23 protein-coding genes are annotated in these 25,413 nt (G+C 74.4%); 3 read left to right on the plus strand and 20 right to left on the minus strand.

Annotation, left to right across the window (positions count from 1 at the left end; all coding sequences use genetic code 11):
* Positions 1-1,114 (plus strand): hypothetical protein (locus tag VK640_08240; GenBank protein ID HTE73173.1); only part of this gene is annotated, 1,114 nt, incomplete at its 5' end.
* On the opposite strand, the gene VK640_08245 is transcribed toward VK640_08240, so the two are convergent.
* Positions 1,036-1,557 (minus strand): response regulator transcription factor, encoded by a 522-nt coding sequence (locus VK640_08245; protein HTE73174.1) that lies wholly within the window; start codon positions 1,555-1,557, stop codon positions 1,036-1,038. The genes VK640_08240 and VK640_08245 overlap by 79 nt on opposite strands.
* Positions 1,554-1,790: a hypothetical protein gene (locus VK640_08250; protein HTE73175.1), complete on the minus strand. Its 237-nt coding sequence runs from the start codon at positions 1,788-1,790 to the stop codon at positions 1,554-1,556. The genes VK640_08245 and VK640_08250 overlap by 4 nt, the downstream gene beginning before the upstream one ends.
* A 658-nt stretch (positions 1,791-2,448) precedes the next feature.
* Here VK640_08250 and ileS point away from each other — a divergent pair.
* Positions 2,449-5,631 (plus strand): isoleucine--tRNA ligase, encoded by a 3,183-nt coding sequence (gene ileS / locus VK640_08255; protein HTE73176.1) that lies wholly within the window; start codon positions 2,449-2,451, stop codon positions 5,629-5,631.
* 229 nt (positions 5,632-5,860) lie between these two features.
* Complete coding sequence (locus tag VK640_08260) at positions 5,861-6,280, plus strand: hypothetical protein (protein HTE73177.1); 420 nt, start codon at positions 5,861-5,863, stop codon at positions 6,278-6,280.
* Positions 6,281-6,378: 98 nt separating this feature from the next.
* Here the strand turns inward: VK640_08260 and VK640_08265 are convergent, their stop codons facing one another.
* The 18 genes from VK640_08265 to VK640_08350 all read right to left on the minus strand — a co-directional run bounded on the left by VK640_08265 (position 6,379) and on the right by VK640_08350 (position 25,213).
* Complete coding sequence (locus VK640_08265) at positions 6,379-7,269, minus strand: DivIVA domain-containing protein (protein ID HTE73178.1); 891 nt, start codon at positions 7,267-7,269, stop codon at positions 6,379-6,381.
* Between the two features lie 117 nt (positions 7,270-7,386).
* The gene (locus VK640_08270) at positions 7,387-7,677 is read right to left on the minus strand and encodes a YggT family protein (GenBank protein HTE73179.1); all 291 of its coding nucleotides are present in this window, start codon (positions 7,675-7,677) and stop codon (positions 7,387-7,389) included.
* Between the two features lie 7 nt (positions 7,678-7,684).
* On the minus strand, positions 7,685-8,188 hold the full coding sequence (gene sepF, locus VK640_08275; protein ID HTE73180.1) for a cell division protein SepF: 504 nt from the start codon (positions 8,186-8,188) through the stop codon (positions 7,685-7,687).
* A 55-nt stretch (positions 8,189-8,243) separates the two neighbouring features.
* Positions 8,244-8,987: a YggS family pyridoxal phosphate-dependent enzyme gene (locus VK640_08280; GenBank protein HTE73181.1), complete on the minus strand. Its 744-nt coding sequence runs from the start codon at positions 8,985-8,987 to the stop codon at positions 8,244-8,246.
* Positions 8,984-9,721 (minus strand): peptidoglycan editing factor PgeF, encoded by a 738-nt coding sequence (gene pgeF / locus VK640_08285; GenBank protein HTE73182.1) that lies wholly within the window; start codon positions 9,719-9,721, stop codon positions 8,984-8,986. The genes VK640_08280 and pgeF overlap by 4 nt, the downstream gene beginning before the upstream one ends.
* 149 nt (positions 9,722-9,870) lie before the next feature.
* On the minus strand, positions 9,871-11,118 hold the full coding sequence (ftsZ, locus tag VK640_08290; protein ID HTE73183.1) for a cell division protein FtsZ: 1,248 nt from the start codon (positions 11,116-11,118) through the stop codon (positions 9,871-9,873).
* Between the two features lie 215 nt (positions 11,119-11,333).
* Positions 11,334-12,071 carry an FtsQ-type POTRA domain-containing protein gene (locus VK640_08295; GenBank protein HTE73184.1) on the minus strand — a complete coding sequence of 246 codons (738 nt, stop codon included), beginning with the start codon at positions 12,069-12,071 and terminating at the stop codon, positions 11,334-11,336.
* Positions 12,068-13,528, minus strand: coding sequence for a UDP-N-acetylmuramate--L-alanine ligase (murC, locus tag VK640_08300; GenBank protein HTE73185.1), 1,461 nt, complete (start codon positions 13,526-13,528; stop codon positions 12,068-12,070). The genes VK640_08295 and murC overlap by 4 nt, the downstream gene beginning before the upstream one ends.
* A 5-nt stretch (positions 13,529-13,533) precedes the next feature.
* Positions 13,534-14,643: an undecaprenyldiphospho-muramoylpentapeptide beta-N-acetylglucosaminyltransferase gene (gene murG, locus VK640_08305; protein ID HTE73186.1), complete on the minus strand. Its 1,110-nt coding sequence runs from the start codon at positions 14,641-14,643 to the stop codon at positions 13,534-13,536.
* 2 nt (positions 14,644-14,645) lie between these two features.
* Entirely contained in the window at positions 14,646-15,917 is a 1,272-nt protein-coding gene (gene ftsW, locus VK640_08310; GenBank protein HTE73187.1) for a putative lipid II flippase FtsW, read from the minus strand.
* A complete protein-coding gene (murD, locus tag VK640_08315) occupies positions 15,914-17,380 on the minus strand; it encodes a UDP-N-acetylmuramoyl-L-alanine--D-glutamate ligase (protein HTE73188.1) in 1,467 nt (488 codons plus the stop codon). The genes ftsW and murD overlap by 4 nt, the downstream gene beginning before the upstream one ends.
* A complete protein-coding gene (gene mraY / locus VK640_08320; GenBank protein ID HTE73189.1) occupies positions 17,377-18,441 on the minus strand; it encodes a phospho-N-acetylmuramoyl-pentapeptide-transferase in 1,065 nt (354 codons plus the stop codon). The genes murD and mraY overlap by 4 nt, the downstream gene beginning before the upstream one ends.
* On the minus strand, positions 18,438-19,850 hold the full coding sequence (gene murF, locus VK640_08325) for a UDP-N-acetylmuramoyl-tripeptide--D-alanyl-D-alanine ligase (GenBank protein HTE73190.1): 1,413 nt from the start codon (positions 19,848-19,850) through the stop codon (positions 18,438-18,440). Before murF ends, mraY begins: the two co-directional genes overlap by 4 nt.
* Entirely contained in the window at positions 19,847-21,394 is a 1,548-nt protein-coding gene (locus VK640_08330; GenBank protein ID HTE73191.1) for a UDP-N-acetylmuramoyl-L-alanyl-D-glutamate--2,6-diaminopimelate ligase, read from the minus strand. Before VK640_08330 ends, murF begins: the two co-directional genes overlap by 4 nt.
* 153 nt (positions 21,395-21,547) lie before the next feature.
* Entirely contained in the window at positions 21,548-23,479 is a 1,932-nt protein-coding gene (locus tag VK640_08335) for a penicillin-binding protein 2 (GenBank protein HTE73192.1), read from the minus strand.
* Entirely contained in the window at positions 23,476-24,075 is a 600-nt protein-coding gene (locus VK640_08340) for a cell division protein FtsL (protein ID HTE73193.1), read from the minus strand. The genes VK640_08335 and VK640_08340 overlap by 4 nt, the downstream gene beginning before the upstream one ends.
* Entirely contained in the window at positions 24,072-25,037 is a 966-nt protein-coding gene (gene rsmH, locus VK640_08345; protein HTE73194.1) for a 16S rRNA (cytosine(1402)-N(4))-methyltransferase RsmH, read from the minus strand. Before rsmH ends, VK640_08340 begins: the two co-directional genes overlap by 4 nt.
* A 2-nt stretch (positions 25,038-25,039) precedes the next feature.
* On the minus strand, positions 25,040-25,213 hold the full coding sequence (locus VK640_08350; GenBank protein HTE73195.1) for a hypothetical protein: 174 nt from the start codon (positions 25,211-25,213) through the stop codon (positions 25,040-25,042).
* Positions 25,214-25,413: the final 200 nt, after the last annotated feature.

Here is a 25,413-nt window from a genome sequence, read left to right on the forward strand (position 1 = left end):
GCTGCGCTGGCTGGCGGTCGCCGCATCCATGGTGGCGGTGTGCTTCGTCCTGGCGGCGTTCCTGCCGTGGGACTCGGGACTCCTCGGCTGGGCCCGCGTCCTGCCGCTGCAGCTCTCGATCGTCGCCGTCGGCGTGGGCGCCGCCCTGGCGATCTTGCGCTACCGGCTCTACGACCTGGACCTGGTGGTCAGCCGGGCGATCCTGCTGACGCTGTCGACCGTGGTCGTCGCGGCCGGCTGGACGCTGCTGGTCGTCGTGGTCGGCCGGCTGCTGCCCACCTGGGTGGGTGAGGCGTTCTGGCCGTCCCTGCTGGCCACCGCGGCGGTCGCGCTGGCCTTCCAGCCGCTGCGGCACGTGCTGGTCCGGCTCGCCGACCGGTTGGCCTACGGGCGACGGGCCGCGCCGTACGAGGCGCTGGCCGACCTTGGCCGCAGCCTCGAGCGCGCGCCCGGCGTCGTCGACCTGCTGCACAACGTCGCCGAGGCCGTCGGCGAGGCCACCGGCGCGCGGGAGGTGACGGCGGTGCTGGAGCTGCCCGGCGGCGGCGAGGTGGCGCAGCGGTGGCCGACCGCGCCCGAGGGACCTGACACGCCGGGCGGCGAGAGCACCGAGCTCGTCGTGCACGACCGCGGCGAGCGACTGGGCCGGGTGGGGGTCGGGATGCCGCCGGGGCGCCCGCTGCGTCCCGCGGAGCGCAGCCTGGTCGAGGACCTGCTGGCGCAGACCGCGATCGCACTGCGCAACCTGAGGCTCGAGACCGAGCTCACCGCAGACGTCGCCGAGCTGGCCCGCCGCACCACGGCGCTGGCGGAGTCACGACGGCGACTGGTGCTGGCAAGGGACGAGGAGAAGGCCAGGTTCGCCGTCGCGCTGCGCGAGACCGTCCTGCCCCATCTCGCGCCGCTGCCTGAGCGGCTGCGGGCGGTCTCGGCGTCGGTCGGGGACGGGACCGCTCCGGCGCCGGACCTCGGCGCGGAGCGTGCCGCCGCGACGACCGCGCTCGACGAGCTGCGCCGGCTGGCCCGAGGGCCGCGTCAGGGCGCGCCGGCGGACGACGCCGACGACCACGCGCTCTCCAGCCGGTCCGGCCCGAACGCCGACTTGGTGACGTAGCCGGCGGCGCCCGACTCGGCCACGAACCCCTCACCGGCGTCGTCGTCGTACGTCGACAGCAGCAGCACGACGGGTGGCACCGGCAGCGCGGCCAGCCGCCGGGTCGCCTCCAGGCCGTCGATGCCCGGCAGGTGCACGTCCATCAGGACCAGGTCCGGCGCCAGGGCCGCGGCCGCCTCGAGCGAGGCCTCGCCGGAGTCCACCTCGCCGACCACCTCGAAGCCGTCGGTCTCCTCGACGACGCTGCGCATGGCGCGCCGGAAGGGGGCCTGGTCGTCGACGACCAGGACCCGCACGAGCACGCCGTGCTCGCCGTCCTCGCCGTCCTCGCCCACCGACACGCCCTCCACGTCGGGCACACCTCCGGGCTCCAGCATGCCGGTCCGGCGCCGGTGCCCGGGTGGGGTCAGCCGCACGATGCGGGTTCGGGTGACCCTCGTCACCGGTGGGCTGCCGTCGCCGCCGAGGCGGACCGGGCCGCGGGGACGGTGGGCGTCGCGGGCCGTGGGTCGGGAGGGACCGGCTCCGGGTCGTAGCTCGCGAGCAGCACGCCGGCGCCCTGGGCGAAGTCGGGGGCGAAGAGCTCAGCGGTGATCCGGAAGAACTGCTCGTCGGCGGCGGACCAGTCGGCGCGAACGGACTCGAGCGGCTGGGCGGCGGCGGAGGTGGTGGTCATCTGTAGCTCCTGGGTGGTGGTCCGGCTCGTCCGGACACCTCCTGACGTTAGGTCGGTGCCTGGGCGCCGACGAGGGTGCCGGCCGCCCACCGAGGTGTGCCCGGAGGAACCTCCGGGGTGGTGCCAGCACCCCGCAGACATGGTGCTGTCCCGGTCGTCGGCGGCCCCGGCCATGCCTAACGTCGGAGGAGTCAGGAACCGCCCCCCACCGAGGAGCCCGCCATGGTCAGCACCGCATTCGTCAGCCAGGTCGTCACCGCCGTGAGCCAGCAGCTCAGCGAGAACCAGCACCGTCGCAGTCGGCTCGCCCGCCTGCGGGCGCACCGCACCTGACCGACCCGATCCGAGCCCGCACGCACGTCCGAGGGGCGCCTCCCGTTTCCGGGAGGCGCCCCTCGCCGTGTCCTCGGTAGGCTCCACCCACGTACCTGCGAGGCGACGACGGGCCATCACCCCCGAGCCGCCGGAAGAACGCCCGCCGCACGCCAGCGGCGAGGTCACTAGAACCGGCAGCAGGACGAACGAAGTGGGTGGCCGCGCCGGTGACGGCGCCGACCGCCAAGGAGGGTGGTACCGCGGAGCCCGGCGACCGGCCGGACGTCGTCCCTTCACCGAGCACCCGCCGGCACCCGGCGGCGCCGACGAAGGAGCCCCTCCCGTGAGCGGTCGTTACACGCCGGTCCCCCCGCAGGTCGACCTGCCGGCGATGGAGCGGGCGATCCTGGCGCTGTGGCGGGAGAACGACACCTTCGCCCGCAGCCTCGCCCAGACCGAGGGCAGCGACCCGTGGACCTTCTACGAGGGCCCGCCGACCGCCAACGGCATGCCGGGCGTCCACCACGTCGAGGCCCGGGTCTTCAAGGACGTCTTCCCGCGGTTCCAGACCATGCGCGGGTACCACGTGGTGCGCAAGGCGGGCTGGGACTGCCACGGGCTGCCGGTCGAGATCGCCGTCGAGAAGGAGCTCGGCTTCTCCGGCAAGGCCGACATCGAGGCGTTCGGGGTGGCCGAGTTCAACGCCCGCTGCCGCGAGTCGGTGCTGCGCCACGTCGGCGAGTTCGAGGCCATGACCGAGCGGATGGGCTACTGGGTCGACATGAGCGACCCCTACCGCACGATGGACCCCGAGTACGTGCAGAGCGTGTGGTGGTCGCTCAAGCGGATCCACGAGAAGGGGCTGCTGGTCGAGGACTACCGGGTCGCGCCCTACTGCCCCCGCTGCGAGACCACGCTGTCCGACCATGAGCTCGGCCAGCCGGGGGGCTACGAGACCGTCGTCGACCCGTCGGTCTACGTGCGCTTCCCGCTGACCGGCGGGCCGTACGCCGGGACGGCCGGTCTGCTGGTGTGGACCACGACGCCGTGGACCCTGGTCGCCAACACGGCCGTGGCCGTGCGCCCTGACGTCACCTACGTGGCCGCGCGCAGCGACGAGACCGGCGAGGTGCTGGTGGTCGCCGAGCCACTGGTGGGGGCGGTCCTGGGAGGGGATCGCGAGGGCTGGACGGTGGTGGAGTCCTTCCTCGGCGCCACGATGGAGCGCTGGACCTACCAGCGGCCGTTCGAGCTCGTCGAGTGGCCCGAGGCTGCCGACGGGCAGGGCCAGAGCCACCTCGTCGTGCTGGCCGACTACGTCACCACCGAGGACGGCACCGGCCTGGTGCACCAGGCACCGGCCTTCGGCGCCGAGGACATGGCGGTCGCCAGGGCGTACGGGCTGCCGGTGGTGCGCCCGGTGCAGCCCGACGGCCACTTCGCGCCGGACGTCGCGCTGGTCGGCGGCGAGTTCTTCAAACACGCCGACAAGGCGCTGGTCCGCGATCTCGAGTCCCGCGGTCTGCTGCTCCGGCACCTGGCCTACGAGCACACCTACCCGCACTGCTGGCGCTGCCACACCGCGCTGCTCTACTACGCGCTGCCGTCCTGGTACGTCCGCACGACCCAGGTCAAGGACGCGCTGCTCGCCGAGAACGAGCGGACCGCGTGGTTCCCGGACACGATCAAGTGGGGCCGCTACGGCGACTGGCTGCACAACAACATCGACTGGGCGCTGTCGCGGTCACGGTTCTGGGGGACGCCGCTGCCGATCTGGCGCTGCGGCACGGACGACGCGCACCTGGTGTGCGTGGGGTCGCTGGCCGAGCTGGGTGGGCTGGCCGGCACCGACCTCTCGGAGCTGGACCCGCACCGGCCGTTCGTCGACGACGTGACACTGCCGTGCACGGCCGACGGCTGTGACGGGACCATGCGCCGGGTGCCCGAAGTGATCGACGCATGGTACGACTCGGGCTCGATGCCCTTCGCCCAGTGGGGCTACCCGCACGCGCCGGGCTCGGAGGAGACGTTTGCCGCGGCCTTCCCCGCGCAGTTCATCTGCGAGGCGATCGACCAGACCCGCGGCTGGTTCTACACGCTTATGGCCGTCAACACGGTGGTGCACGACCGGTCGTCCTACGAGAACGTGCTCTGCCTCGGCCACATCGTCGCCGAGGACGGCCGAAAGATGAGCAAGCACCTGGGCAACGTGCTGCAGCCGATGCCCCTCATGGACGAGCACGGCGCCGACGCGCTGCGCTGGTTCATGGCTGCCAGTGGCTCGCCGTGGGCGAACCGGCGGATCGGCCACGGAGTGCTGCAGGAGATCGTCCGCAAGACGCTGCTGACGTATTGGAACACCGCGTCCTTCCTCACGCTGTACGCCGGCGCCAACGACTGGTCGCCGGCCGGCGGTCCGTGGCCGGAGCTGGCCGAGAGGCCGGCGCTGGACCGGTGGGCCCTGTCCGAGGCGCACCGGCTGGTGCAGGAGGTCACCGCGGCGTACGAGCAGTTCGACAGCCAGCGGGTGGGCCGGTTGCTGGCGGCGTACATCGACGACCTGTCGAACTGGTACGTCCGCAGGTCCCGCCGCCGGTTCTGGGACGGCGACCCGGCCGCGCTCGCGACCCTGCACGAGTGCCTCTACGTGCTGACGCTGTTGATGGCGCCGCTGGTGCCCTTCGTCACCGAGCGGATCTGGCAGGACGTCGTGCGCCCGTGGGGGCCGGACGTGCCCGAGTCGGTGCACCTGTCCCGTTGGCCGCAGGTCGACGGTGCCCTGGTCGACGACGGGCTGGCCGCCCAGGTGGCGCTGGTCCGGCGGGTGGTCGAGCTGGGCCGGTCGGCCCGCGCCGGGTCCAAGGTGCGCAACCGCCAGCCGCTGGGCCGGGCCCTCGTCGGCGCGCGCGGCTGGGCCGAGCTGCCCGACGAGCTGCAGCGCCAGGTCGCCGAGGAGCTCAACGTTCTCGGCTTCGGGGAGCTGGCCGGCGACCTGGTCGAGCGCAGCGCCAAGGGCAACTTCCGCGCGCTCGGCCAGCGCTTCGGGAAGGACACCCCGAAGGTCGCTGCGGCGGTGGCCGCCGCGCCGGCCGACCAGCTGGCCGCAGCCCTGCGCGAGCACGGGCGGGCCTCCGTCGTCGTCGACGGGGCCGAGATCGAGGTGTCGGCCGAGGAGGTGCTGCTGACCGAGACGCCCCGAGAGGGCTGGGCGGTGGCCACCGAGTGGGGTGAGACCGTCGCCCTGGACCTGACGGTGACGCCGGGGCTGCGCCGGGCCGGCCTGGCCCGCGAGGTGGTGCGGCTGGTCCAGGAGGCGCGCAAGGCCGGCGGGCTCGAGGTCACCGACCGGATCGACCTGGCCTGGGCGGCCGACGGCGAGGTCGGCGAGGCGCTGCGCGAGCACGCCGGGCTGGTCGCCGGTGAGGTCCTGGCGACCTCGTTCACCGAGGCGGCTCTGGAGGGAACCGACGTGCACAGCGACGATGCTCTCGGTCTGCGCTTCACGCTCACCCGGTCGGCGCAGTGACGTCGGTGCTTCGGGTAAAGGTTCGGTATCCCGATGGTCTCCCGCGGGTCGCTTCCCCGCGTGGCGACGTGGTGTTACCGGAATTCACCCGTTCGGCCGCATGAACTGGGCAGGGGGTACGGACCGATACTTCCCGTGACGTCGGACAGAGATTCGGGAGGTAGCGGTGACTCTGCACGTAGTACCGCTCGGTGGGCCCTCGGTGGTCGGCCTCCGCCTGAAGGAGGGCGTGATCGCCATCCCGGCCCTCTCGAGCCATGTCCGTCCCGCCCTGGTCCTCGCCGAGCGCGAGACCCGCGAGCTGCTCGCGTCGGCCGGACGCAACGACGTCGGGCTGGACGGCCGCTTCTCCGCCGGCCCGGCCGGCATCCAGATCTGGGACGGGCCGTTCAACGGGCCCAGCGGCACCCACGGCACCGCCTCGCACCTGGGGTCGGTGGATTGGAGCTACGACACCCCGGCCAAGCACTACGTGACGATCTACCGGGTGATGGTCACCCAGGCCGGCGTGGACGCCGGTGAGACCACCCTGTCCGTCCTCACCGCCGTGCTGGCCCTGGGCGGCCTGACCGCGGAGGGCACCCGGATCACCCTGCCGACCCCGCCGGCCCGCGACCCGTTCCGCCGGCTGGCGGCCACCGGCAGCTGACCGGAACGACGAGCCCGCCCGAGCCGCCCCAAGCCGCTACAGACGGACGACGCCGGTGAGCCTCGGGGCCCACCGGCGTCGTTGCGTGTCCGGGACGGTCAGCCGCGCCGCTCGCCGTCGTCGAGCGCGAAGCCCGAGCCGGGCTGCTGCGGCGGGCCGGCCGGCGAGTCGCCGCCACCGACCGGGGCCCCCGGCGCGAACGGGCTGCGCCCGCCGGGCTGCCCCGCGCCACCCGGCTGGCCGGGCTGCCCCTGGACGCCCGGCTGGCCCTGCCCGACCTGCGAGGCCTGGCCCTGCTGCCCGGGCGCCTCGCTGCTGCGGCTGTCGAGCTCGCGCAGCTGGCCCTCCAGGTAGGACTTGAGCCGGCCGCGGTACTCGCGCTCGAAAGCCCGCAGGCCCTCGACCTTGCGCTCGAGGCTGGACCGCTCGGTCTCCAGGGAGCCGATGGTCTGGCGGTGCTTGTCCTCCGCCTCGCGCTTGAGCTGGTCGGCCCGGGTGCGGGCCTCGCTGATGATCCGGTCGGCCTGGGTGCGCGCCTCGGCGATGTGCTCGTCGGCGGTGCGCTGGGCCAGCGCCAGGATGCCGGTCGCCGTCTCAGAGGCACCACCGCCCTGCTGGGCGGCGGGTGCGGCCGGGGTGGGCTGGGGAGCCGGCGGCGCCACCTGCTGGGTCGTCGCGGGGCGGGACTGCGCCTCGGCCAGCTGGCGCTGCATGGCGCCGAGCCTGGAGCGCAGGTCCTCGTTCTCCCGGCCGAGTCGCTGCTCCTGCTCGCTGGGGCCGCTCGGAACCGCCTGGGGCGGCGCGCTGGGGGCCTCGCCGCGGCCGGCGCTCGCCAGCTTGGAGCGCAGCTCGTCGTTCTCCCGGTAGAGCCTGGTCAGCTCCGCCTCGACCTCGTCGAGGAACTCGTCGACCTCGGTCTCGTCGTAGCCAGGCTTGAGCCGGGTGCTCGTGAACTGCTTGTTGGCCACGTCCTCGGGGGTCAACGGCATGACGTCACCTCTGCCAGTCTCCTCGGGTTGGTCCCAGGGTCGTCTCCCTGGGTCGAGCCTGTCATGACTCGTCTGGTCCGGTCTCGCGGGCCATTGTGGCGCATGACCTGGTGTGACTTACAAATACCCTGCCAGCCAGATGCCGATGTTCACCAGGACGAAGAGCACCAGGAAGCTCAGGTCGATGCTCACCGACCCGATCTTCAGCGGGGGGATGACCTTGCGCAGCGCCCGCAGCGGCGGGTCGGTGATCGTGTAGATGATCTCGGCGATCACCAGCATCGGCCCGCGCGGCCGCCAGGACCGGGCGAACATCTGGACGTAGTCCAGCACCAGCCGGGCGATGAGCAAGATCAGGAACAGCCACAGGACCAGGATCAGGACCTGGCCGACGGGCGAAGGGCTCACCCGCGCCTCAGCTCTGGTTGAAGAAGCCGCTCTCGGCCATCCGGGCCTTGTCCTCGGCCGTGACCGTGACGTCGGCGGGCGAGAGCAGGAAGACCTTGTTGGTGACCCGCTCGATGGTGCCCCGCAGCCCGAAGACCAGCCCGGCCGCGAAGTCCACCAGGCGCTTGGCGTCGGAGTCGTCCATGTCGGAGAGGTTCATGATCACCGGCGTCGACTCGCGGAAGCTCTCGCCGATCTGCTTGGCCTCGTTGTAGGTGCGCGGGTGGATCGTGGTGATCCGGTCGAACGGCCGCGACCCGCCGGCGGCCGGGCGGCGCTCCGGCATCGTGGCGACCGAGCCATGCCGCTCGCCGCCGATCGAGGCCACCGACCTCGATGCCGCATGGCGGGGCTCGTGGTGGCCCTCGGTCGCGTCGTCGTAGCCCTCGTCGTCGTAGCCCTCGTAGTCGTAGCGGTCGTCCTCCTCGACAAGGCCGAGGTAGACCATTGCTTTGCGCATCGCGCCGGCCATGCCTGTGCCCTCCACATCAAGGTGACGAACTCCGCATTCGCCGCTCCCGGGAACGCTACCCGAGCGGTGGGCGTGAACCGAGCAATGCGCTGCCGACGCGCAGGTGTGTCGCGCCGTGCCGGACGGCCGCCTCGAGGTCGCCGCTCATCCCGGCCGACACCGCGACGGCGTCCGGGTGGTGGTTTTGGAGCCGGCCGGCGACCTCGGCCAGCCGGCCGAAGGCGACGTCCGGGTCGCCGTCGGCCGGCGCTACCGCCATCACGCCACCCAGGACGAGCCGGTCGGCGGCAGCGACGGCGGCGGCCAGCTCCACCACGTCGGCGGGTGCCGCGCCGCCGCGGCCGTCGTCCCTGGGCTCGTCCCGGAGGTCGACCTGGACCAGCGCCGTGGGCCGGCGCCCGGCGGTCGCCGCCGCCCGGTCCAGCGCGCCGACGAGGCGCAGGCGGTCGACGGAGTGCACGACGTCGGCGTACGTCGCCACCGACCCGGCCTTGTTGCGTTGCAGCTGCCCGACGAAGTGCCAGACCACGTCCACCACGCCCGCGTCCCGGCAGGCCGTCACCTTGGCGGCGGCCTCCTGGTCGCGGTTCTCGCCCACGTCGCGGACCCCGAGGGCGACCAGATGACCGACGTCCTCGGCCGGGAACGTCTTGGTGACCGCGACCAGGGTCAGCTCGGCCCGGTCCCGACCGGCGTCCGCGCAGGCGGTAGCGATCCGCCGCTCGACCGCGGCCAGGTTGGCGGCGATCTCCGCGCGACGCTCGGCCCCGCCGCCAGGGCAGGTCGGACCGGCGCTCACGCCGGCACCCAGACCACCGAGGCGAGCCGCCCCGTGACGCCCTCACGGCGGTGCGAGTAGAGGTTGGCCGTCTCGACGGTGCAGGTCTCGTCCCGGCCCGGGTCGGGCACCCCGGCGGCCACCAGCTGGCGGAGCACCGCACCCGGCAGGTCCAGCGCAGGCGTACCGTCGTGCGTCGAGCAGGCCGCGGCCGGAACGTCGGCGACCACCTCGGCCTGCAGGGCGGGCGGCACCTCGTAGCACCGCCCGCACACCGCCGGGCCCACGTGCGCCTGCCCCTCCTCCACCCGGGCACCCAGCCGGCGCATCGCCGCGACCGCCTCGGTCACGACGCCGGACCGCACCCCCCTGCGCCCGGCGTGAGCGGCCGCGATCACCGGTCCGCGCGGTCCCGGCGCCGCCAGCAGCACCGGGACGCAGTCGGCGGACAGCACGACCAGCCCGAGCCCTCGCCCGGTGGTGACCATCCCGTCCGCCTCGGGCGGGCCGGAGTCGGAGTCGGCGTCGACGACGGCGACCGTGGTGCCGTGCACCTGCCGCATGAAGGCCAGCCGGCCCGGCGCCAGACCGAGGGCCGCGGCGAGCCGGCCCCGGTTGTCGCTCACGGCGGCCGGGTCGTCGCCGACGTGATCGCCGAGGTTCAGGGCGTCGTACGGCGCCCGGCTCACCCCGCCGAACCGGTCGGTCACGGCGTAGCGCGCCGGTCCGAGCGACCCGCCCTCGTCGTGCAGCACCCGCCCGAGCCTACGGACCGACGTCGTCGCGGGACGGGGCACGGTCCGGCGACGGCGGGCAGATGGCAGGCAGATCCGCGGCAGATGGAAGGACCGGCCGGCGAGCCCGTCTGCGGGGCTCGCCGGCCGGTCCTGTCTCGGGGGCCGACCTAGCGGAGGAACTCCGGGACGTCGAGGTCGTCGTTGTCGTCGAACACGATGGTGCGCGACCGGGCCGGCTCGCGGCCGAGCTCGATCGACCGGTCGGCCGCTCGGTCGTGGTCGGTCGGCTCGGTGTGCGCGCTGCGGTGCGCGCCGGCCATCGCCGGCTCGGGCACCCGGTCGCCCTCGGGCCGCTCGCCGCTGCGCTCGAAGGTGGTGCCGGTCGCGTCGGTCCGGCCCGCGGGAGCCGGTGTCGCGGCCGCCGCCGGCTCGGTCCGCCGCGCCGGTGCAGGCACGGCCCGCCGCGGCGTACCGCCGTCGAAGCCGGCGGCGATGACGGTCACCCGCACCTCGTCGCCGAGCGCGTCGTCGATGACCGCACCGAAGATGATGTTGGCCTCGGCGTGCGCCGCCTCGGCCACCAGCTGGGCCGCCTCGTTGATCTCGAAGAGCCCGAGGTCCGAGCCGCCCGAGACGGACAGCAGCACGCCGTGGGCGCCGTCGATCGACGCCTCGAGCAGCGGCGACGAGATCGCCATCTCGGCCGCCTCGACCGCGCGGTTGTCGCCGCGCGAGGAGCCGATGCCCATCAGCGCGGATCCGGCCCCCGACATGACCGACTTGACGTCGGCGAAGTCGAGGTTGATCAGGCCGGGAGTGGTGATCAGGTCGGTGATGCCGGAGACGCCCTGCAGGAGCACCTGGTCGGCGGACTTGAACGCGTCGAGCATCGAGATGTTGCGGTCGGAGATCGAGAGCAGCCGGTCGTTGGGGATGACGATCAGCGTGTCGACCTCCTCGCGGAGCTCGTCGATGCCGGTCTCGGCGGAGTTGGCCCGGCGGCGGCCCTCGAAGCCGAACGGCCGGGTCACGACGCCGATGGTCAGCGCGCCCAGCGAACGGGCGATTCGGGCCACCACCGGCGCGCCGCCGGTTCCGGTGCCGCCGCCCTCGCCCGCGGTGACGAACACCATGTCGGCCCCCTTGATGACCTCCTCGATCTCCTCGGCGTGGTCCTCGGCGGCCTTGCGGCCGACCTCGGGGTCGGCGCCCGCGCCGAGCCCCCGGGTCAGCTCGCGCCCGACGTCGAGCTTGACGTCGGCGTCGGACATCAGCAGTGCCTGGGCGTCGGTGTTGATGGCGATGAACTCGACGCCCTTGAGCCCGACCTCGATCATCCGGTTGACCGCGTTGACACCGCCGCCGCCGATGCCGACGACCTTGATGACCGCGAGGTAGTTCTGCGGTGCTGCCACGTCGTGCCTCTCTCCCGCTCGGCTGCGCGGACCCCGGCCGTTCCGGAACCCTCACCCTTCAGTTGAGCCTTATAGTTATGTCAACTTCGAGGTTGCGAGGACGGTAAGGGCGGGGGTGCCCCGACTCAACGACCGACGCGCCGACACGCCGACACGCCGACACGGTTTCCCGCCGCGGCCGCGTCGCACTCGCCGCGCGTCGACGCCGGGGCGGCTCAGCGGTGGGTGGTGGTGGGGCTGTCGGGCGCGCTGACGTCGTACACCCTGGCCTTGCGGGTGAGCAGCACCGTGAGCACGGCGGCCTTGCGCTCAGGGCGCTCGGCGCTCCCCCACGCGACGCTCCGGCCCCGGGTGAGCCGCAGGGTCACCCGTTCCAGGCTGGCGGCCCGGACCTCGCGGACCTGCTCGCGCACGGGCGCCGGCAGGGCGTCGAGCACGTCGAGCGTGGCGCGCAGGGCCGGCGCGCCCGCCGTGACCGGAGCGCTGATCCGCGGCAGGTCGCGCGGCCGGCGGGCCACCGTGCCGAAGACGACGCCGGTCCGGTCCACCAGCGCCCAGTCCCTTCCCCGCGCCTGCACCGCGGCCGGCACCCGCTCGGTCACCCGGATCACCACGGTGGACGGCCAGTCGCGGGTCACCTCGACGCCGAGCACCGCCGGCAGGTCACCCACTCGGTCGACGATGCCCTCGGTGTCGAGCCGGGCCAGCGGGGTGCCGCGCTCGATCGCGGCCTGGTCGCGCACCTGGTCCGGGCCGAGGCGTGAGATGCCTGTGACGTCCACCGTCTCGACGCCGAAGACGCTCGATCCCAGCAGCAGCCAGCCGGTGCCGGCCACCAGCGAGGCCACCACGACGAGAGAGAGACCGACCACCAGCCGGGTCCGCCGCCGCGACCGGTCGCGCTCGGCGACCCGCTCGGGCATCGACGTGGACACCCGGGTCGACGTGCTCACGACTCCCCCTCCGGCCGCTGCGGCTCCAGCCGGGCCAGCACCTCGGGGCCGATCATCGTCACGTCGCCGGCACCGCAGGTGATGACGACGTCGCCCGGCTTGGCGCGATCGGCCAGGTGGCCCGCCACGGCCGACCACGACGGCTCGAAGACCACCTGCTGCGGCGGCAGCGGCACGGCTGCCGCGACCAGCGCCCCGGTGACGCCGGGCACCGGGTCCTCGCGGGCGGCGTAGACGTCCATGACGACGACCTCGTCGGCCAGGCCGAGAGCCCGGCCGAAGTCCTCGGCGAAGAACTTGGTCCGGCTGAACAGGTGCGGCTGGAACACCACGACGACCCGGCCGCCGTCGGCGACGTCCCGGGCCGCGGCCAGGTCGGCCGAGAGCTCGGTCGGGTGGTGGGCGTAGGAGTCGTAGACCCGGACCCCCCCGACGGTGCCCTTGTGCTCGAACCGCCGGCGGGTGCCGCTGAAGCTGGCCAGCCCCTCGCGGAGCCGCTCCACAGGGAATCCGAGGCCGACCCCCACGGCCAGCGCGGCGGCCGCGTTGAGGGCGTTGTGCCGGCCGGGCAGCCGCAGCTCGACCCGGCCCAGCCGCCGGCCGCGCAGCACCGCCTCGAAGGACGACCCCAGGCCGCGGGTGACCAGGCCGTCGAGCCGCAGGTCGGCTCCGACGCTCTCGCCGTAGGTGCGTACGTCTACTCCTCCCGCCCGCGCCATCTCCGCCAGCCGGGCCGACCCGGCGTCGTCCGCGCACGCGACGAGGAAGCCACCCGGCTCGAGCCGCTCGGCGAACCGCTCGAACGCCTCCGCCACCGCCTCGCCGGTGCCGTAGTGGTCGAGGTGGTCCGGCTCGACGTTGGTGACGATCGCGGCGTACGGCGAGTAGAGCAGGAACGAGCCGTCGCTCTCGTCGGCCTCGGCGACGAAGACGTCGCCCGACCCGTTGTGCGCGTTGGCCCCGGACTCGTTGAGGTTGCCGCCGATCGCGAACGACGGGTCGGCCCCGCAGTGCTGGATCGCGACGGTGAGCAGCGACGTCGTCGTCGTCTTGCCGTGGGTGCCGGCGACCGCTACCGCGCGCCGGCCGACCATCACCGAGGCGAGGGCGGTGGCCCGGTGGATCACCCGCAGGCCGCGCTGGTCGGCCGCGAGCAGCTCGGGGTTGCTGGGCCGGATCGCGGTGGAGACCACGACCGTGTCGGCGGCACCGACGTTCTCGGCCGCGTGCCCGACGTGGACGGTCGCCCCGAGGGCGCGCAGCGCGGCGAGGGCGACACTGTCCTTCGCGTCGCTGCCCGACACCGGCAGGCCCCGGGCCAGCATGATCCGCGCGATGCCGGACATCCCCGCGCCGCCGATGCCGACGAAGTGCACCCGGCCGAGCTCCTCGGCGGGCAGCGGCGGAGCCGGGGGATCCGCGGGAGGCGCAGCGGGTGCCTCTCCGGCGGGCCGCAGGTCGGTCACGACGCCCTCCTCCCGCCCGGCCCCGCGACCGCCTCGAGCACCAGGTCGACCAGCCGGTCGTCCGCGTCGGGGCGCCCGGACGACGCGGCGGCCGCGGACATCGTCGCCAACCGGCCCGGGTCGGTGAGCAGGGGGGTCAGCGTCGACCGCACCCACTCCGGCGTGCACGACGCGTCGTCGACGAGCAGCCCGCCGCCGGCCTCGACGACGGGGCGGGCCATCAGCTCCTGCTCCCCGTTGCCGATCGGCAGCGGCACGTAGGCCGCCGGCAGCCCGACCGCGGTCAGCTCGACGACCGTGTTGGCGCCGGCCCGGCACAGTGCCAGGTCGGCGGCCGCGTAGGCCAGCTCCATCCGGTCCAGGTAGGGCAGGACGACGTACGGCGGGGAGGTCGCTGCGTCGGTCACCTCGGGCAGCTGGACGGTCTGCGCCGGGCCGGTCGCATGCAGCACCTGCACGCCCTGGCTGCGGAGGTGGCCGGCCGCGCCGGCCGCCGCGTCGTTGAGCCGGCGGGCGCCCTGCGAGCCGCCGGTCACGAGCAGGGTCGGCCGGTCCGGGTCCAGCCCGTAGGCGGCGCGGGCCTCGCCGCGCCGGGCCGCTCGGTCCAGCGTCGCGACGGCCTGCCGGATCGGCAGCCCGACCAGCCGGCCGTGCCGGATCGGCGTGCCCGGGAAGGAGGTGGCGACGTACGTCGTCAGGCGAGCGCCCAGCCGGTTGGCCCAGCCGGGCCGGGGGTTGGCCTCGTGCACCACGATCGGCACCTTGGCCCGCCGGGCGGCGAGGTAGGCCGGCCCGGCGACGAACCCGCCGAAGCCCACCAGGGCGTCGGCGTGGACCGCCCGCAGCACCGCCTCGGCGGCCGATACCGCCGCCCTCAGCCGGGCGGGCACCTTGAGCAGCCCCACCGGGTCGCGCCGCGGGATCGGCACCGGCGGGATCAGCCGCAGCGGGTAGCCGCGGGCCGGGATCAGCCGGGTGTCCAGGCCGCGCTCGGTGCCCAGCGCAGTGACCTGCGCCGACGGGTCGCGCCGGCGCAGCGCGTCGGCGAAGGCCAGGGCAGGCTCGATGTGGCCGGCGGACCCGCCCCCGGCGACGACGACGTGCACGGCTACCGCGCCGCCTCTCGGCGGGTCCGGGGCACTCGGGCGGTGCGCGGGGTGCCGCCGCCGTCGGCCCGGGCCGCCTCCTTGCGGTCCCGCCGGGCGAAGGACAGCAGCATGCCGATGCCGAGCATCGTCGGCACCAGAGCGGAGCCGCCGTAGGACACCAGCGGAAGCGGCACGCCCATGATGGGCAGCAGACCGAGGACCGCACCGATGTTGACCAGCGCCTGCACCAGCAGCCAGGCCGTGACGCCGGCGGCGGCCAGCCGGACGAAGGGGTCGGTCGCCGCGATCGCGACCCGGAGGCCGGCGTAGCCGAGCGCCCCGATCAGGGTCAGCACGGCCAGCGTGCCGACCAGGCCGAGCTCCTCGCCGATGATCGCGAAGATGAAGTCGGTGTGCGCCTCGGGCAGCGCGCCCCACTTCTCCTTCGACCCGCCGAGGCCGACGCCCCACCAGCCCCCGGAGGCGAGGGCGAACTTGCCGTGCAGGGCCTGCAGGCCGGCCCCGAGCGGATCGGCCTGGTCGGGGTGCAGCCAGTCGGTGATGCGCTGCATCCGGTAGGAGTGCGCGTTGACCATCCACACCACCAGCAGCCCGGCCGGCGCGACCGCGAAGGCGAACAGCCGGGCCGGGGCACCAGCGGTCCACAGCAGCGCGCCGAGGATCGCCGCCAGGATCACCGCGGTGCCCAGGTCGCCGCCGAGCAGGACCAGCCCGAGCACGCCGCCGCCGACCGGCACCAGGGGCACCAGCAGGTGCTTCCACTGGTGGAGCAGACGCTCCTTGCGCGCGAGCAGGTCGGCGCCCCACAGGATCAGCGACAGCTTCGCCAGCTCGGAGGGCTGGATCCGGAACGGGCCGCCGAAGTCGAGCCAGTTGCGGTTGCCATTGACCTCGGTGCCGGCGACGGCGACCAGGACGAGCAGGGCCAGCGAGGTGGCCATGCCGACGTAGCCGGCCAGCCGCCACGCGCGCACCGGCAGCCGCGACGCGAGGAACATCAGGGGCAGCCCGATGACCACCCACATCGCCTGCTTGCTCACGATCGCCAGCGACGAGCCGAGGAAGGCGAACGCCGTGACGCTCGACGCCGAGAAGACCATGACGACGCCGAGCACCAGCAGCAGCACGCTCGCGCCCAGCAGCAGGTAGTACGGCGTGGCGGCCCGGTCGAGCAGCGCGCGGTAGGCGTGGTCGGTGTCGTCCGGACTCGCGTCGTCGGCCCGGCCCGGCGCGGCGGCGCGCCGCGTCGCCGTGGACGGGACGGTGGTCACGAGGCCAGCCGCCGGACCGCCGCCGCGAACGCGTCACCGCGAGCGGCGTAGTCGCGGAACATGTCCATCGACGCGCAAGCCGGCGCGAGCAGCACGGTGTGGCCGGGCTCGGCGAGCCCGGCCGCCGCGCGCACCACGTCGTCCATCGCACCAGTGTCGGTGCGCGACACCTCGACGACGGGGACCTCGGGCGCGTGTCGCTCGAGCGCCTCGGCGACCAGCGCGCGGTCCTGGCCCATCAGCACGACGCCGCGGAGGCGCCCCGCGGCGCCGGCGACCACCTCGTCGAAGGTGGCCCCCTTGGCCAGGCCGCCGGCGACCCAGACCACGTCGGCGAACGCCCGCATGGACGCCGTCGCCGCGTGTGGGTTGGTCGCCTTGGAGTCGTCGACGTAGTCGACGCCGTCGACGGTCGCCACGTGCGCGATGCGGTGCGCCCCCGGCGAGCAGCGGCGCAGCCCCTCGGCGATCGCCGGGATCGGCACGCGGTGCACGCCGTCGAGGCCGAGCGCCCGTGCGAGCCCGGCCGCTGCCAGCGCGTTGGCGACGTTGTGCGGAGCCGGCGGACGTACGTCCTCGAGGCCGGCGAGCACGGCACCGTCTGCGCCGTCTGCCCCTTCGTACGCGTGCTGCATCTCGTCGGGCCCGAGGCCGTAGCAGCGGTCGAGCAGCAGCCCGTCCTGCACGCCGAGGCAGTGGTGCCCGATCGGGCCGATCGTGAAGTCCTGGGTGTCGTCGTGCTGCCGGGCCAGCTCGCTGACCACCGGGTCGTCGGCGTTGTAGACGGCGTAAGACGCGCCACGCCAGACCCGGGCCTTGTCCTCGGCGTAGGCCTCGAGCGAGCCGTGCCAGTCGATGTGGTCCGGCGCGATGTTGAGGATCGCCGCGGCGCGGAACTCGACCGTCCGCGTCCAGTGCAGCTGGAAGCTCGACACCTCGACGGCCAGCACGTCGTAGGGGTCGTCGGCGAGGACCGCGTCGAGGACCGGCAGGCCGACGTTGCCGCACGCGACCGCCCGCAGGCCGCCGGTGCGCAGGATCGACTCGAGCATCTGCACCGTGGTCGTCTTGCCGTTGGTCCCGGTCACCCCGAGCCATGGCGCGTCGGTGCGGCGAACCCGCCAGGCCAGCTCGACATCGCCCCAGACCGGCACGCCCGCGTGGGCGGCGGCGACGAGCAGGGGCTGGTCCGGCCGCCAACCGGGTGACGTGACGACGAGGGTCGTGCGTTGCGGCAGCGCGCCGGCCGCCTCCGCGCCGAGACGCACGTCGGCGCCCAGTGCGCGCAGGTCGGCCGCCACCTCGCGCTCGTCGGCGCGGTCCCGCGCGTCGACCGCGACGACCGGCACGCCGCACAGGGCCAGGAAGCGCGCGGCCGACCGCCCGGCGACACCCAGACCCGCCACGCACACGGGTCCCTCGGTCAGCTCGGCGGGCAGCGGCGGGACGGGGTGGCCGGTCATCCGACGCTGGCGACCCACTCGGCGTAGAACACGCCGAGCCCGAGCGCGACCAGCAGCCCGGCGATGATCCAGAACCGGATGACGATGGTGACCTCGCCCCACCCGACGAGCTCGAAGTGGTGCTGCAGCGGAGCCATCCGGAAGACCCGCCTGCCGGTCAGCTTGAAGAAGCCGACCTGCAGGATGACCGACAGCGCGATGAGGACGAACAGGCCACCGACGAGCACGAGCAGCAGCTCGGTGCGGGTGGTGATGGCGAGACCGGCGAGCGCGCCGCCGAGGGCGAGGGACCCCGTGTCGCCCATGAAGATCTTGGCGGGTGACGCGTTCCACCACAGAAAGCCGAAGCAGGCGCCCATGATCGCCGCGGCGACCACCGCGAGGTCCAGCGGGTCGCGCACCTCGTAGCACTTGGCGGTCTGCGTGATCGCGCAGTTCTGGTTGAACTGCCAGATGCCCATGAGGACGTACGACCCGAAGACCATCACCGAAGCGCCGGTCGCGAGGCCGTCCAGGCCGTCGGCGAGGTTCACGCCGTTCGACGTGCCGGCGATCATGATGTAGGCCCACACCACGAAAAGCACGGGGCCCAGCACCAGGCCGGTGTCCCGGATGAACGAAACCTCTGTAGACGCGGGCGTGAAGTCGGTCGGGAAGTCGGGGTAGTTCATGGCCAGGATCGCGAAGACGACTGCCACGACCATCTGGCCGCCGAGCTTGGCCCACGCCTTCAGCCCGAGGCTGCGCTGCTTGGCCACCTTGATGTAGTCGTCGAGGAAGCCGACCAGCCCGAGCCCGGTCATCAGGAACAGGACGAGCAGCCCTGACACCGTCGCCTGGCTCCACGTCAGGGCGTGCGAGCCGAAGTAGCCGATCAGGGTGCCGAGGATGATCACCGCCCCGCCCATGGTGGGGGTGCCGCGCTTGGTGTGGTGCGAGGTCGGGCCGTCGTCGCGGATCAGCTGGCCGTAGCCCTGCCGCACCAGCCCGCGGATCGCGACCGGCGTGCCGAAGAGCGTGACGAGCAGGCCGAGCGACGCGGCCAGCAGCACCTGCCTCACGAGGCATCACCGCCGTCGGCGAGCAGCGCGGCAGCCACCCGGTCGAGCCCGGCGCCCCGGCTGGCCTTGACCAGCACGACGTCACCCGGGCGCAGCTGCGCCTCGAGCAGCGCGACCGCCGCGTCGACGTCCGACACGAGCAGCGACTCCTCTCCGTCGGCGGCACCGGCGGCCAGCGCTCCCGTGTGGACCCCCTGGGCGCCGTCCCCCACGGCGACCACGCGCGCGACCCCCGAGCCTCGGGCCAGTCTGCCCACCTCTTCGTGCTGGGCCGCGGACGCCGCGCCGAGCTCGAGCATCTCGCCGAGCACCGCCCAGGACCGCCGGCCGGCCGACATCGCGGCCAGCGCCTCGATCGCGGCCCGCACCGACTCTGGGTTGGCGTTGTAGCTGTCGTTGACGACGGTGACCCCGTCGTCGCGGTCGGTGACCTCCATCCGCCAGCGGCTGGCCGGCCGGGCAGCGGCCAGGACGCCGGCCACCTCGGCCGCCGGAAGACCCGCCTCCAGCGCGACGGCGGCCGCGGCCAGCGCGTTGCCCACGTGGTGCGCGCCGTGCAGGGGCAGCGTCACCTGGACCGGGTCGTGGCCGGGTGCGATGAGGACGTACGTCGGCCGGCCCCGGCCGTCGAGCCGGACCTGCTCAGCGCGGACCTGGGCCGTCGGGTCGAGCCCGACCGTGACGACCCGCGCGGACGTGCGCGTCGCCATCGCGGCGACGAGCGGGTCGTCGGCGTTCAGCACCGCGACCCCGCCGGACGCGGCCGGCGGCAGCGCCTCGACGAGCTCGGCCTTGGCGGCGGCGGTCGCCTCCTTGCTGCCGAACTCGCTGGCGTGCGCCGCCCCGACGTTGAGCTCCACGCCGATCCGCGGCGGGGCGGTGCGGCACAGGTCGGCGATGTGGCCGGGCCCGCGAGCACCCATCTCCAGGACCAGGTGGCGGGTCGTCGCGTCGGCCTCGAGCACGGTGAGGGGCAGCCCGATCTCGTTGTTGAGGTTGCCACGGGTGGCAACGGTGGGGCCGGCGGCGGCGAGCAGCTGGGCGAGAAGGTCCTTGGTCGACGTCTTGCCCGACGACCCGGTCACCCCGGCGACCAGCATGCCGCTCGGGGTGAGCTGGTCGACCAGCCAGCGGGCCAGCCGGGACAGGGCGACGACGACGTCGGGCACCAGCACGTGGGGCACGTCGACCGGGCGGGTGACGAGGGCGGCCGCGGCCCCCTGGTGGGCTGCCGCCCGTGCGTAGTCGTGCCCGTCGACCCGATCGCCGACGACGGCCACGAAGAGGCCGGCCGTCGGGACCGCGCGCGAGTCGACGGAGGCGCCGCCGGTCACCAGGACGTCGTCGTGGCCCGCGTCCACGACCCCGCCCACGAGACCGGCCAGGTCGGCCAGCCGCAGCGGGATCACCGTCGCACCAGCCCCAGTGCCCCGCGCAGGACCTCACGGTCGTCGAAGGGGTGCACGACGCCGGCGACCTCCTGGCCGCGCTCGTGCCCCTTGCCGGCGACCACGACCACGTCTCCCGGCCGGGCGGCGCCGACGGCCTGCTCGATGGCGGCCCGCCGGTCGGCGGCGACTTCGACGTGCGCGCCGGGCACCCGGTCGGAGCCGGTGCGCAGGGCGGCGATGATCGCGAGCGGGTCCTCCGAGCGCGGGTTGTCGCTGGTGAAAACCGCGACGTCGGCGTCCCGCGCGGCGATCTCGCCCATGGCCGGCCGCTTGTGCGGGTCACGGTCACCCCCGGCCCCGACGACGACGAGCACCCGGTGCGCGCCGGCCAGCTTGCGGCAGGTGGCGAGCAGCCGCTGCAGGGAGTCGGGGCTGTGGGCGTAGTCGACGAGCCCGAGCACCGGGTCGGCGTCGCCGCTGACCCGCTCCATCCTGCCGGGGACGCCGGGGCACGCGGCCACGCCGGCCGCGGCCGCCGCCAGGTCGACGCCTGCCGTCACCAGCGCGACCACCGCGATCGCCGCGTTGGCCAGGTTGAAGTCGCCGGCCAGGGCGGTCGAACAGGCGGCCTCCTCGCCGGCCGGGCCGAGCAGCGTCCAGGTCGAGCCCTGCGGCCCGACGACCGGGTCGGTCACCCGCCAGTCGGCCGCACGTCCGGCGGACGAGAAGGTCACCACCGGGACTCCGGCCGACGCGGCGAGCCGCGCGCCGTACTCGTCGTCGACGTCGACCACCCCCACCCGCGACCGCTCGGGCGTGAAGAGCGACGCCTTCGCGGCGAAGTAGTCGTCGAGGTCGGCGTGGAAGTCGAGGTGGTCCTCGCTGAGGTTGGTGAAGACAGCGACGTCGAAGACCGTGCCGTCGACCCGGCCGAGCACCAGCGCGTGGCTCGACACCTCCATCGCCACCGCCCCGACCCCGCGCTGCACCATCACCGCGAGCAGCGCCTGCAGGTCCGGCGCCTCGGGCGTGGTGCGCACGCTGTCGACGACCTCGTCGCCGACCCGGGTCTCGATCGTGCCGACCAGGCCGGTGCTCCCTGAGCTCGCGGCCCGCAGGCCCGACTCGAGCAGGTAGGCGGTGGTGGTCTTGCCGTTGGTGCCGGTGACGCCGATCGTCGTCAGCTGCTCGGCCGGGCCGCCGTAGACCCAGGCGGCCAGCTCGCCGAGGACGTGGCGGGGGTCGTCGACGACGTACGTCGCCAGGCCGGCCGCCCCGGCTGCCGCCCGGCCGTCGACGTCGGTGAGGCAGGCGACGGCGCCCGCCGCCGCTGCGGCGCCCGCGAACTGGGCGCCGTGCGCCCTGGAGCCGGGCAGCGCGGCGTAGAGGTCGCCCGGACGGATCGCGCGGGAGTCCAGGGTGACGCCGGTCACGGTCGCCTCGGGCACGGTGCCGGCCTCGAACGCGGCCAGCCGGTCCCCGAGGTGCTCGGTGAGCTCCGCGGCGCTGCGTGGAGGGAGCCCGGACGGCCGGAGGGCGGACGGTCCGGACGGGCTGAGCACGGCTGCGAGGCTACCGGTCAGCCGTGCTCGGCCCGTCCTGGCCCTGCGCAGGTGGCCAGCGGCTGGAGATCGTTTGCGGCGTCGCGGCGGTCGACACGCCGGTGTGCTCGGTGTGTCGCGCCACGGAGGTCGCAAACGATCACGCGGGGCGGGTCAGTCCGAGCCGTTGGTGGTCAGCTTGATGTGCGGGCGCTTCGTACCGGTCGGCGGGATGCGCAGCGTCTCCAGCGCGAACGACGCGACCTGCTTGAACACCGGGCCGGCGTTGACACCGCCGCCGAGCGCCGACCGGGGAGCCTGCAGGGTGACCGCGACGACGAGCTGCGGGTCGTCGACCGGGGCCAGCCCGATGAAGGACATCGTGTAGCCGCTGTAGCAGCCGCAGGCTGTGTTGAAGCGCTGCGCGGTGCCGGTCTTGCCGCCGACCCGGTAGCCCGGGATGTGGGCGAGCGGCGCGGTGCCGCCGTCGTTGGTGACCGTCTCCATCATCAGCCGCACGGTCTCCGCGGTCTTGGCGCTGACCACCCGGGTCCTGGTGCCTTCAGCCGTCCGGTGCACCTGCCCGGTCGGGTCGGTGGTCGAGGCGACGAGTCGCGGCGACACCCGCACGCCCTCGTTGGCGACGGTGCCGATCGCCGACGCCATCTGCACCGTGTTGACGGAGTAGCCCTGGCCGAACGTCGTCGTGTAGCCGGTGGTCGCCGACCAGTCGCGGGGCTTGAGCATGTAGCCCGACGCCTCGCCCGGCAGGCCGAGGCCGGTGGGCTGGCCGATGCCGAACTTCTTCAGGTAGGGGTACATCCGCTTGAGGTTGCCCAGCCGCTCGGCCGAGCGGATGGTGCCGATGTTGCTGGACTTGGCGATGGTGCCGGCATAGGTCAGGTGCTGGACCGGGTGGTCCTCGAAGTCCTTGAACGTCTTGTCCGCGCGGGTCAGCCGGTTGGGCACCACGATGGGCGTCTTCGGCGTGATGACGCCCTCCTCGAGGAGGGCCGACGCGGTGAGCACCTTGCCGGTGCTGCCCGGCTCGTAGGGCTCGGTCAGGGGCCGGTTGCCGCGGTCGGCGGCCGGCGCCTCACCGGGGTGGTTGGCGTCGAAGGTCGGCGCGGTGGCCATCGCCAGCAGGTCGCCGTTGCGCGGGTCGAGCACGATCACCGTGCCGCTCTCGGACCTGGTGTCGGCCACCGCCTTGGCGATCGCCTTCTGCGCGACGAACTGGATGTCGCGGTCGATCGTCAGCCGTACGTCGCGGCCGGGCACCGCGTCGCGCTCGGTGTCGACACCGCTGGGGATGCGTCGGCCGCCGGCGCTCAGCTCGTACGTCGCGGTGCCGTCACGGCCGGCGAGCACGTCGTCCATCGCGTACTCCAGCCCGCCGAGGCCCTTGTTGTCCGCCCCGACGTATCCGACGACGTTGGCTGCGACCTTGCCGGCCGGGTAGACCCGACGGCTGGTCTTCTCGCCGAAGATGCCCGGCAGCCCCTCGATCTTCTCGTCGGGGTGGTCGAGCTCGCGGACCTCGCGCCAGGTCTTCGGCGCGACCTTCTTGGCGACGTAGACGAACTTCGCCTCACCGGTCAGCCGCTCCTGCAGCACGGACGCGTCCATGTCGAGCACCGGCGCGAGCACCCGCGCCGTGGCGGCCGGGTCGGAGTACCTGGCGATGATGTCCTGGTCGGCGGTGATGTTGACCGCGTCGACCGTCGTCGCGAGCGCCACGCCGTTGCGGTCGGTGATGGTGCCGCGGACCGCGGGCAGCGACACGGTGCGCAGCCGGCCCTGCTCGGCCTCGGCGGCGTAGGTCGTGGCGTCCAGCCCCTGCAGCTGGACGAGCCGCGCGGCGAAGAGCGACAGGACGAACAGAAGCAGCACGACGGCGGCCCGCAGCCGCCGTTGGCCGTCACCGAGCCGCAGGACGCGCGGCTGCCTCGGCGGCGGACGGTGGCCGGCGGGACGCCGGCCGGCCGGGCGGCCACCGGTGCGCGCGCCCGGTGCCGGCCGGACCGGGCGCGGCCGCGGCTGGCTGCCGTGCGGGGTGCGCGGCCGGGCCGGGTGCGGCGGTCGGGTCCGGGTGCCGGCGGTCACCGGCCGTCCTCCGCTGCCGGCGAGACCTCGTCACCGGCGGCCTCGGAGTCGCCGGCCGCCTCGGAGTCGCCGGCCGCCTCGGGTTCACCGGACCCGTCGCCCTGCTCGGCGGCACCGCTGCCGGTGGAGGCCGACGTCGAGGGCGAGGCGCTCGGGGTCGGCGCCGGAGGCGGCGGCGGCGCGACTCCCGGCTTGGGCTTGCCGAGGACGGCGCCGTCGGAGAGCCGGATGAACGCCGGGTTCTCGCTGCGGACCATGCCCAGGGCTTCGGCGCGCTCGGCCAGGTCGGACGGGCTGGCCGCCTCGGCGACCTCCTGCTCGAGCGCCTGCTCCTGGCCGGCCAGCACCGCGGAGCGGGTGGCCAGGTCGTGCAGGCCGAAGGAGTCCTCCGCGAGGGCGGTGTGCAGGTAGAGCAGGCCGGCAAGGCCGGTCGTGAGCAGCGCGCCGAGCAGCACGACGAAGGGAGCCTTGGGGGCCGGGCGGCGGACCGGCTGCACCAGCCGCAGGCCGCGCGGCCGGACCTCGGTGGGGGTCCGTGCCCCAGCCAGCCGTGAGTCGGGTCGCGCCTCGGCGGCGGTGGGGGCGGCGGACCTCATGCCGCGTCCCGCAGCCGCTCGGCGGCGCGCAGGCGGGCGGAGGCCGCGCGCGGGTTGACCGCGACCTCGTCCTCGGTGGGGTCCTCGGAGCCCCGGGTCAGCAGCCGCAGCACCGGCTCGTGCTCGGGCAGCACGACCGGCAGTCCGGGCGGTGCGGTGCTCGTGGCACCGGCGACGAGGGTCCGCTTGACCAGCCGGTCCTCGAGCGAGTGGTACGAGAGGACGACGATGCGCCCGCCCACGGCCAGCGCGTCGACTGCCGCCGGCAGTGCCCGCTCCAGGGCGTGCAGCTCGCCGTTCACCTCGATCCGCAGGGCCTGGAAGGTGCGCTTCGCCGGGTGCCCGCCGGTGCGCCGGGTCGCGGCCGGGATCGAGCTGCGGACCAGCTCGGCCAGCCGCGCCGTACCGCTGAACGGCTCGCGGTCGCGCTCCCGGACGATCGCGTCCGCGACCCGGCGGGCGAAGCGCTCCTCCCCGTAGTCGCGCAGCACGCGCGCCAGCTGTGCCGGTGGGTACGTGTTGACGACCTCGGCGGCGGTGATGCCGCGGCTCTGGTCCATCCGCATGTCCAGCGGCGCGTCCTGCGCGTAGGCGAATCCGCGGCCCGGCTCGTCCAGCTGCAGCGAGGACACCCCGAGGTCGAAGAGGACGCCCTGCACCCGCTTGGCGCCGACCCGCCCCAGCACGTCGGCGAGCTCGTCGTAGACGGCGTGCACGAGGGTGGTCCGGTCGGCGTACGGCGCGAGGCGCTCACCAGCGAGCTCGAGCGCCTGCGGGTCACGGTCCAGGCCGACCAGGCGCAGCCCGGCGAACTGCTGCAGCAGGGCCTCGCTGTGCCCGCCCATGCCGAGGGTGGCGTCGACGACGACGGCACCGGGTTCGCCGACGGCCGGCGCGAGCAGCTCGAGGGTGCGCGCCAGCAGCACCGGCACGTGTCGGGCGCCGGCGTGGTCGGAGGTCACGGTCAGCCGCCGAACCGTGCGGTCAGCAGCAGCAAGGTCACCGCGAGCATGCCCATCGACCCGAGAGCCCAGCCGAGCAGCAGCGCGGAGTGCCGCATCTCGTCGGCGAGCGGGTCGGCAGCCGGTGCCGCCGACCCGACGGCGAACCCGTCGTCGCCGGGCAGTGCTCGGTCCATCTCGACCCTTCATGGAACGTCTGCTGGTGCGGGCTCACGGTTGCCATGCGGCCAGGTCTCCAACCGTCCTGCTCGCCCGGGGGAGACGCGGGCCTGGCGCCGGGGAAGGGGCGTCAGGGCCGCGGGGCAGGAGCGGGAGCGGGTGGAGACCTCGCCGTACGGCGGGGTGCCGGCTGGAAGGAGTGGGACCGGTCGAGGGG

It is taken from the genome of Actinomycetes bacterium, from assembly GCA_035489715.1.
In the GTDB taxonomy this organism is placed as follows: Bacteria; Actinomycetota; Actinomycetes; order JACCUZ01; family JACCUZ01; genus DATHAP01.

Excerpts from the sequence above, each read along its gene's own strand:
- VK640_08265 (HTE73178.1), bottom strand. The coding sequence starts at position 7,269 with ATGCCGTTGACCCCCGAGGACGTGGCCAACAAGCAGTTCACGAGCACC.
- VK640_08340 (HTE73193.1), bottom strand. The coding sequence starts at position 24,075 with ATGAGGTCCGCCGCCCCCACCGCCGCCGAGGCGCGACCCGACTCACGG.
- murD (HTE73188.1), bottom strand. The coding sequence starts at position 17,380 with ATGACCGGCCACCCCGTCCCGCCGCTGCCCGCCGAGCTGACCGAGGGA.
- VK640_08250 (HTE73175.1), bottom strand. The coding sequence starts at position 1,790 with ATGACCACCACCTCCGCCGCCGCCCAGCCGCTCGAGTCCGTTCGCGCC.
- sepF (HTE73180.1), bottom strand. The coding sequence starts at position 8,188 with ATGGCCGGCGCGATGCGCAAAGCAATGGTCTACCTCGGCCTTGTCGAG.
- VK640_08350 (HTE73195.1), bottom strand. The coding sequence starts at position 25,213 with ATGGACCGAGCACTGCCCGGCGACGACGGGTTCGCCGTCGGGTCGGCG.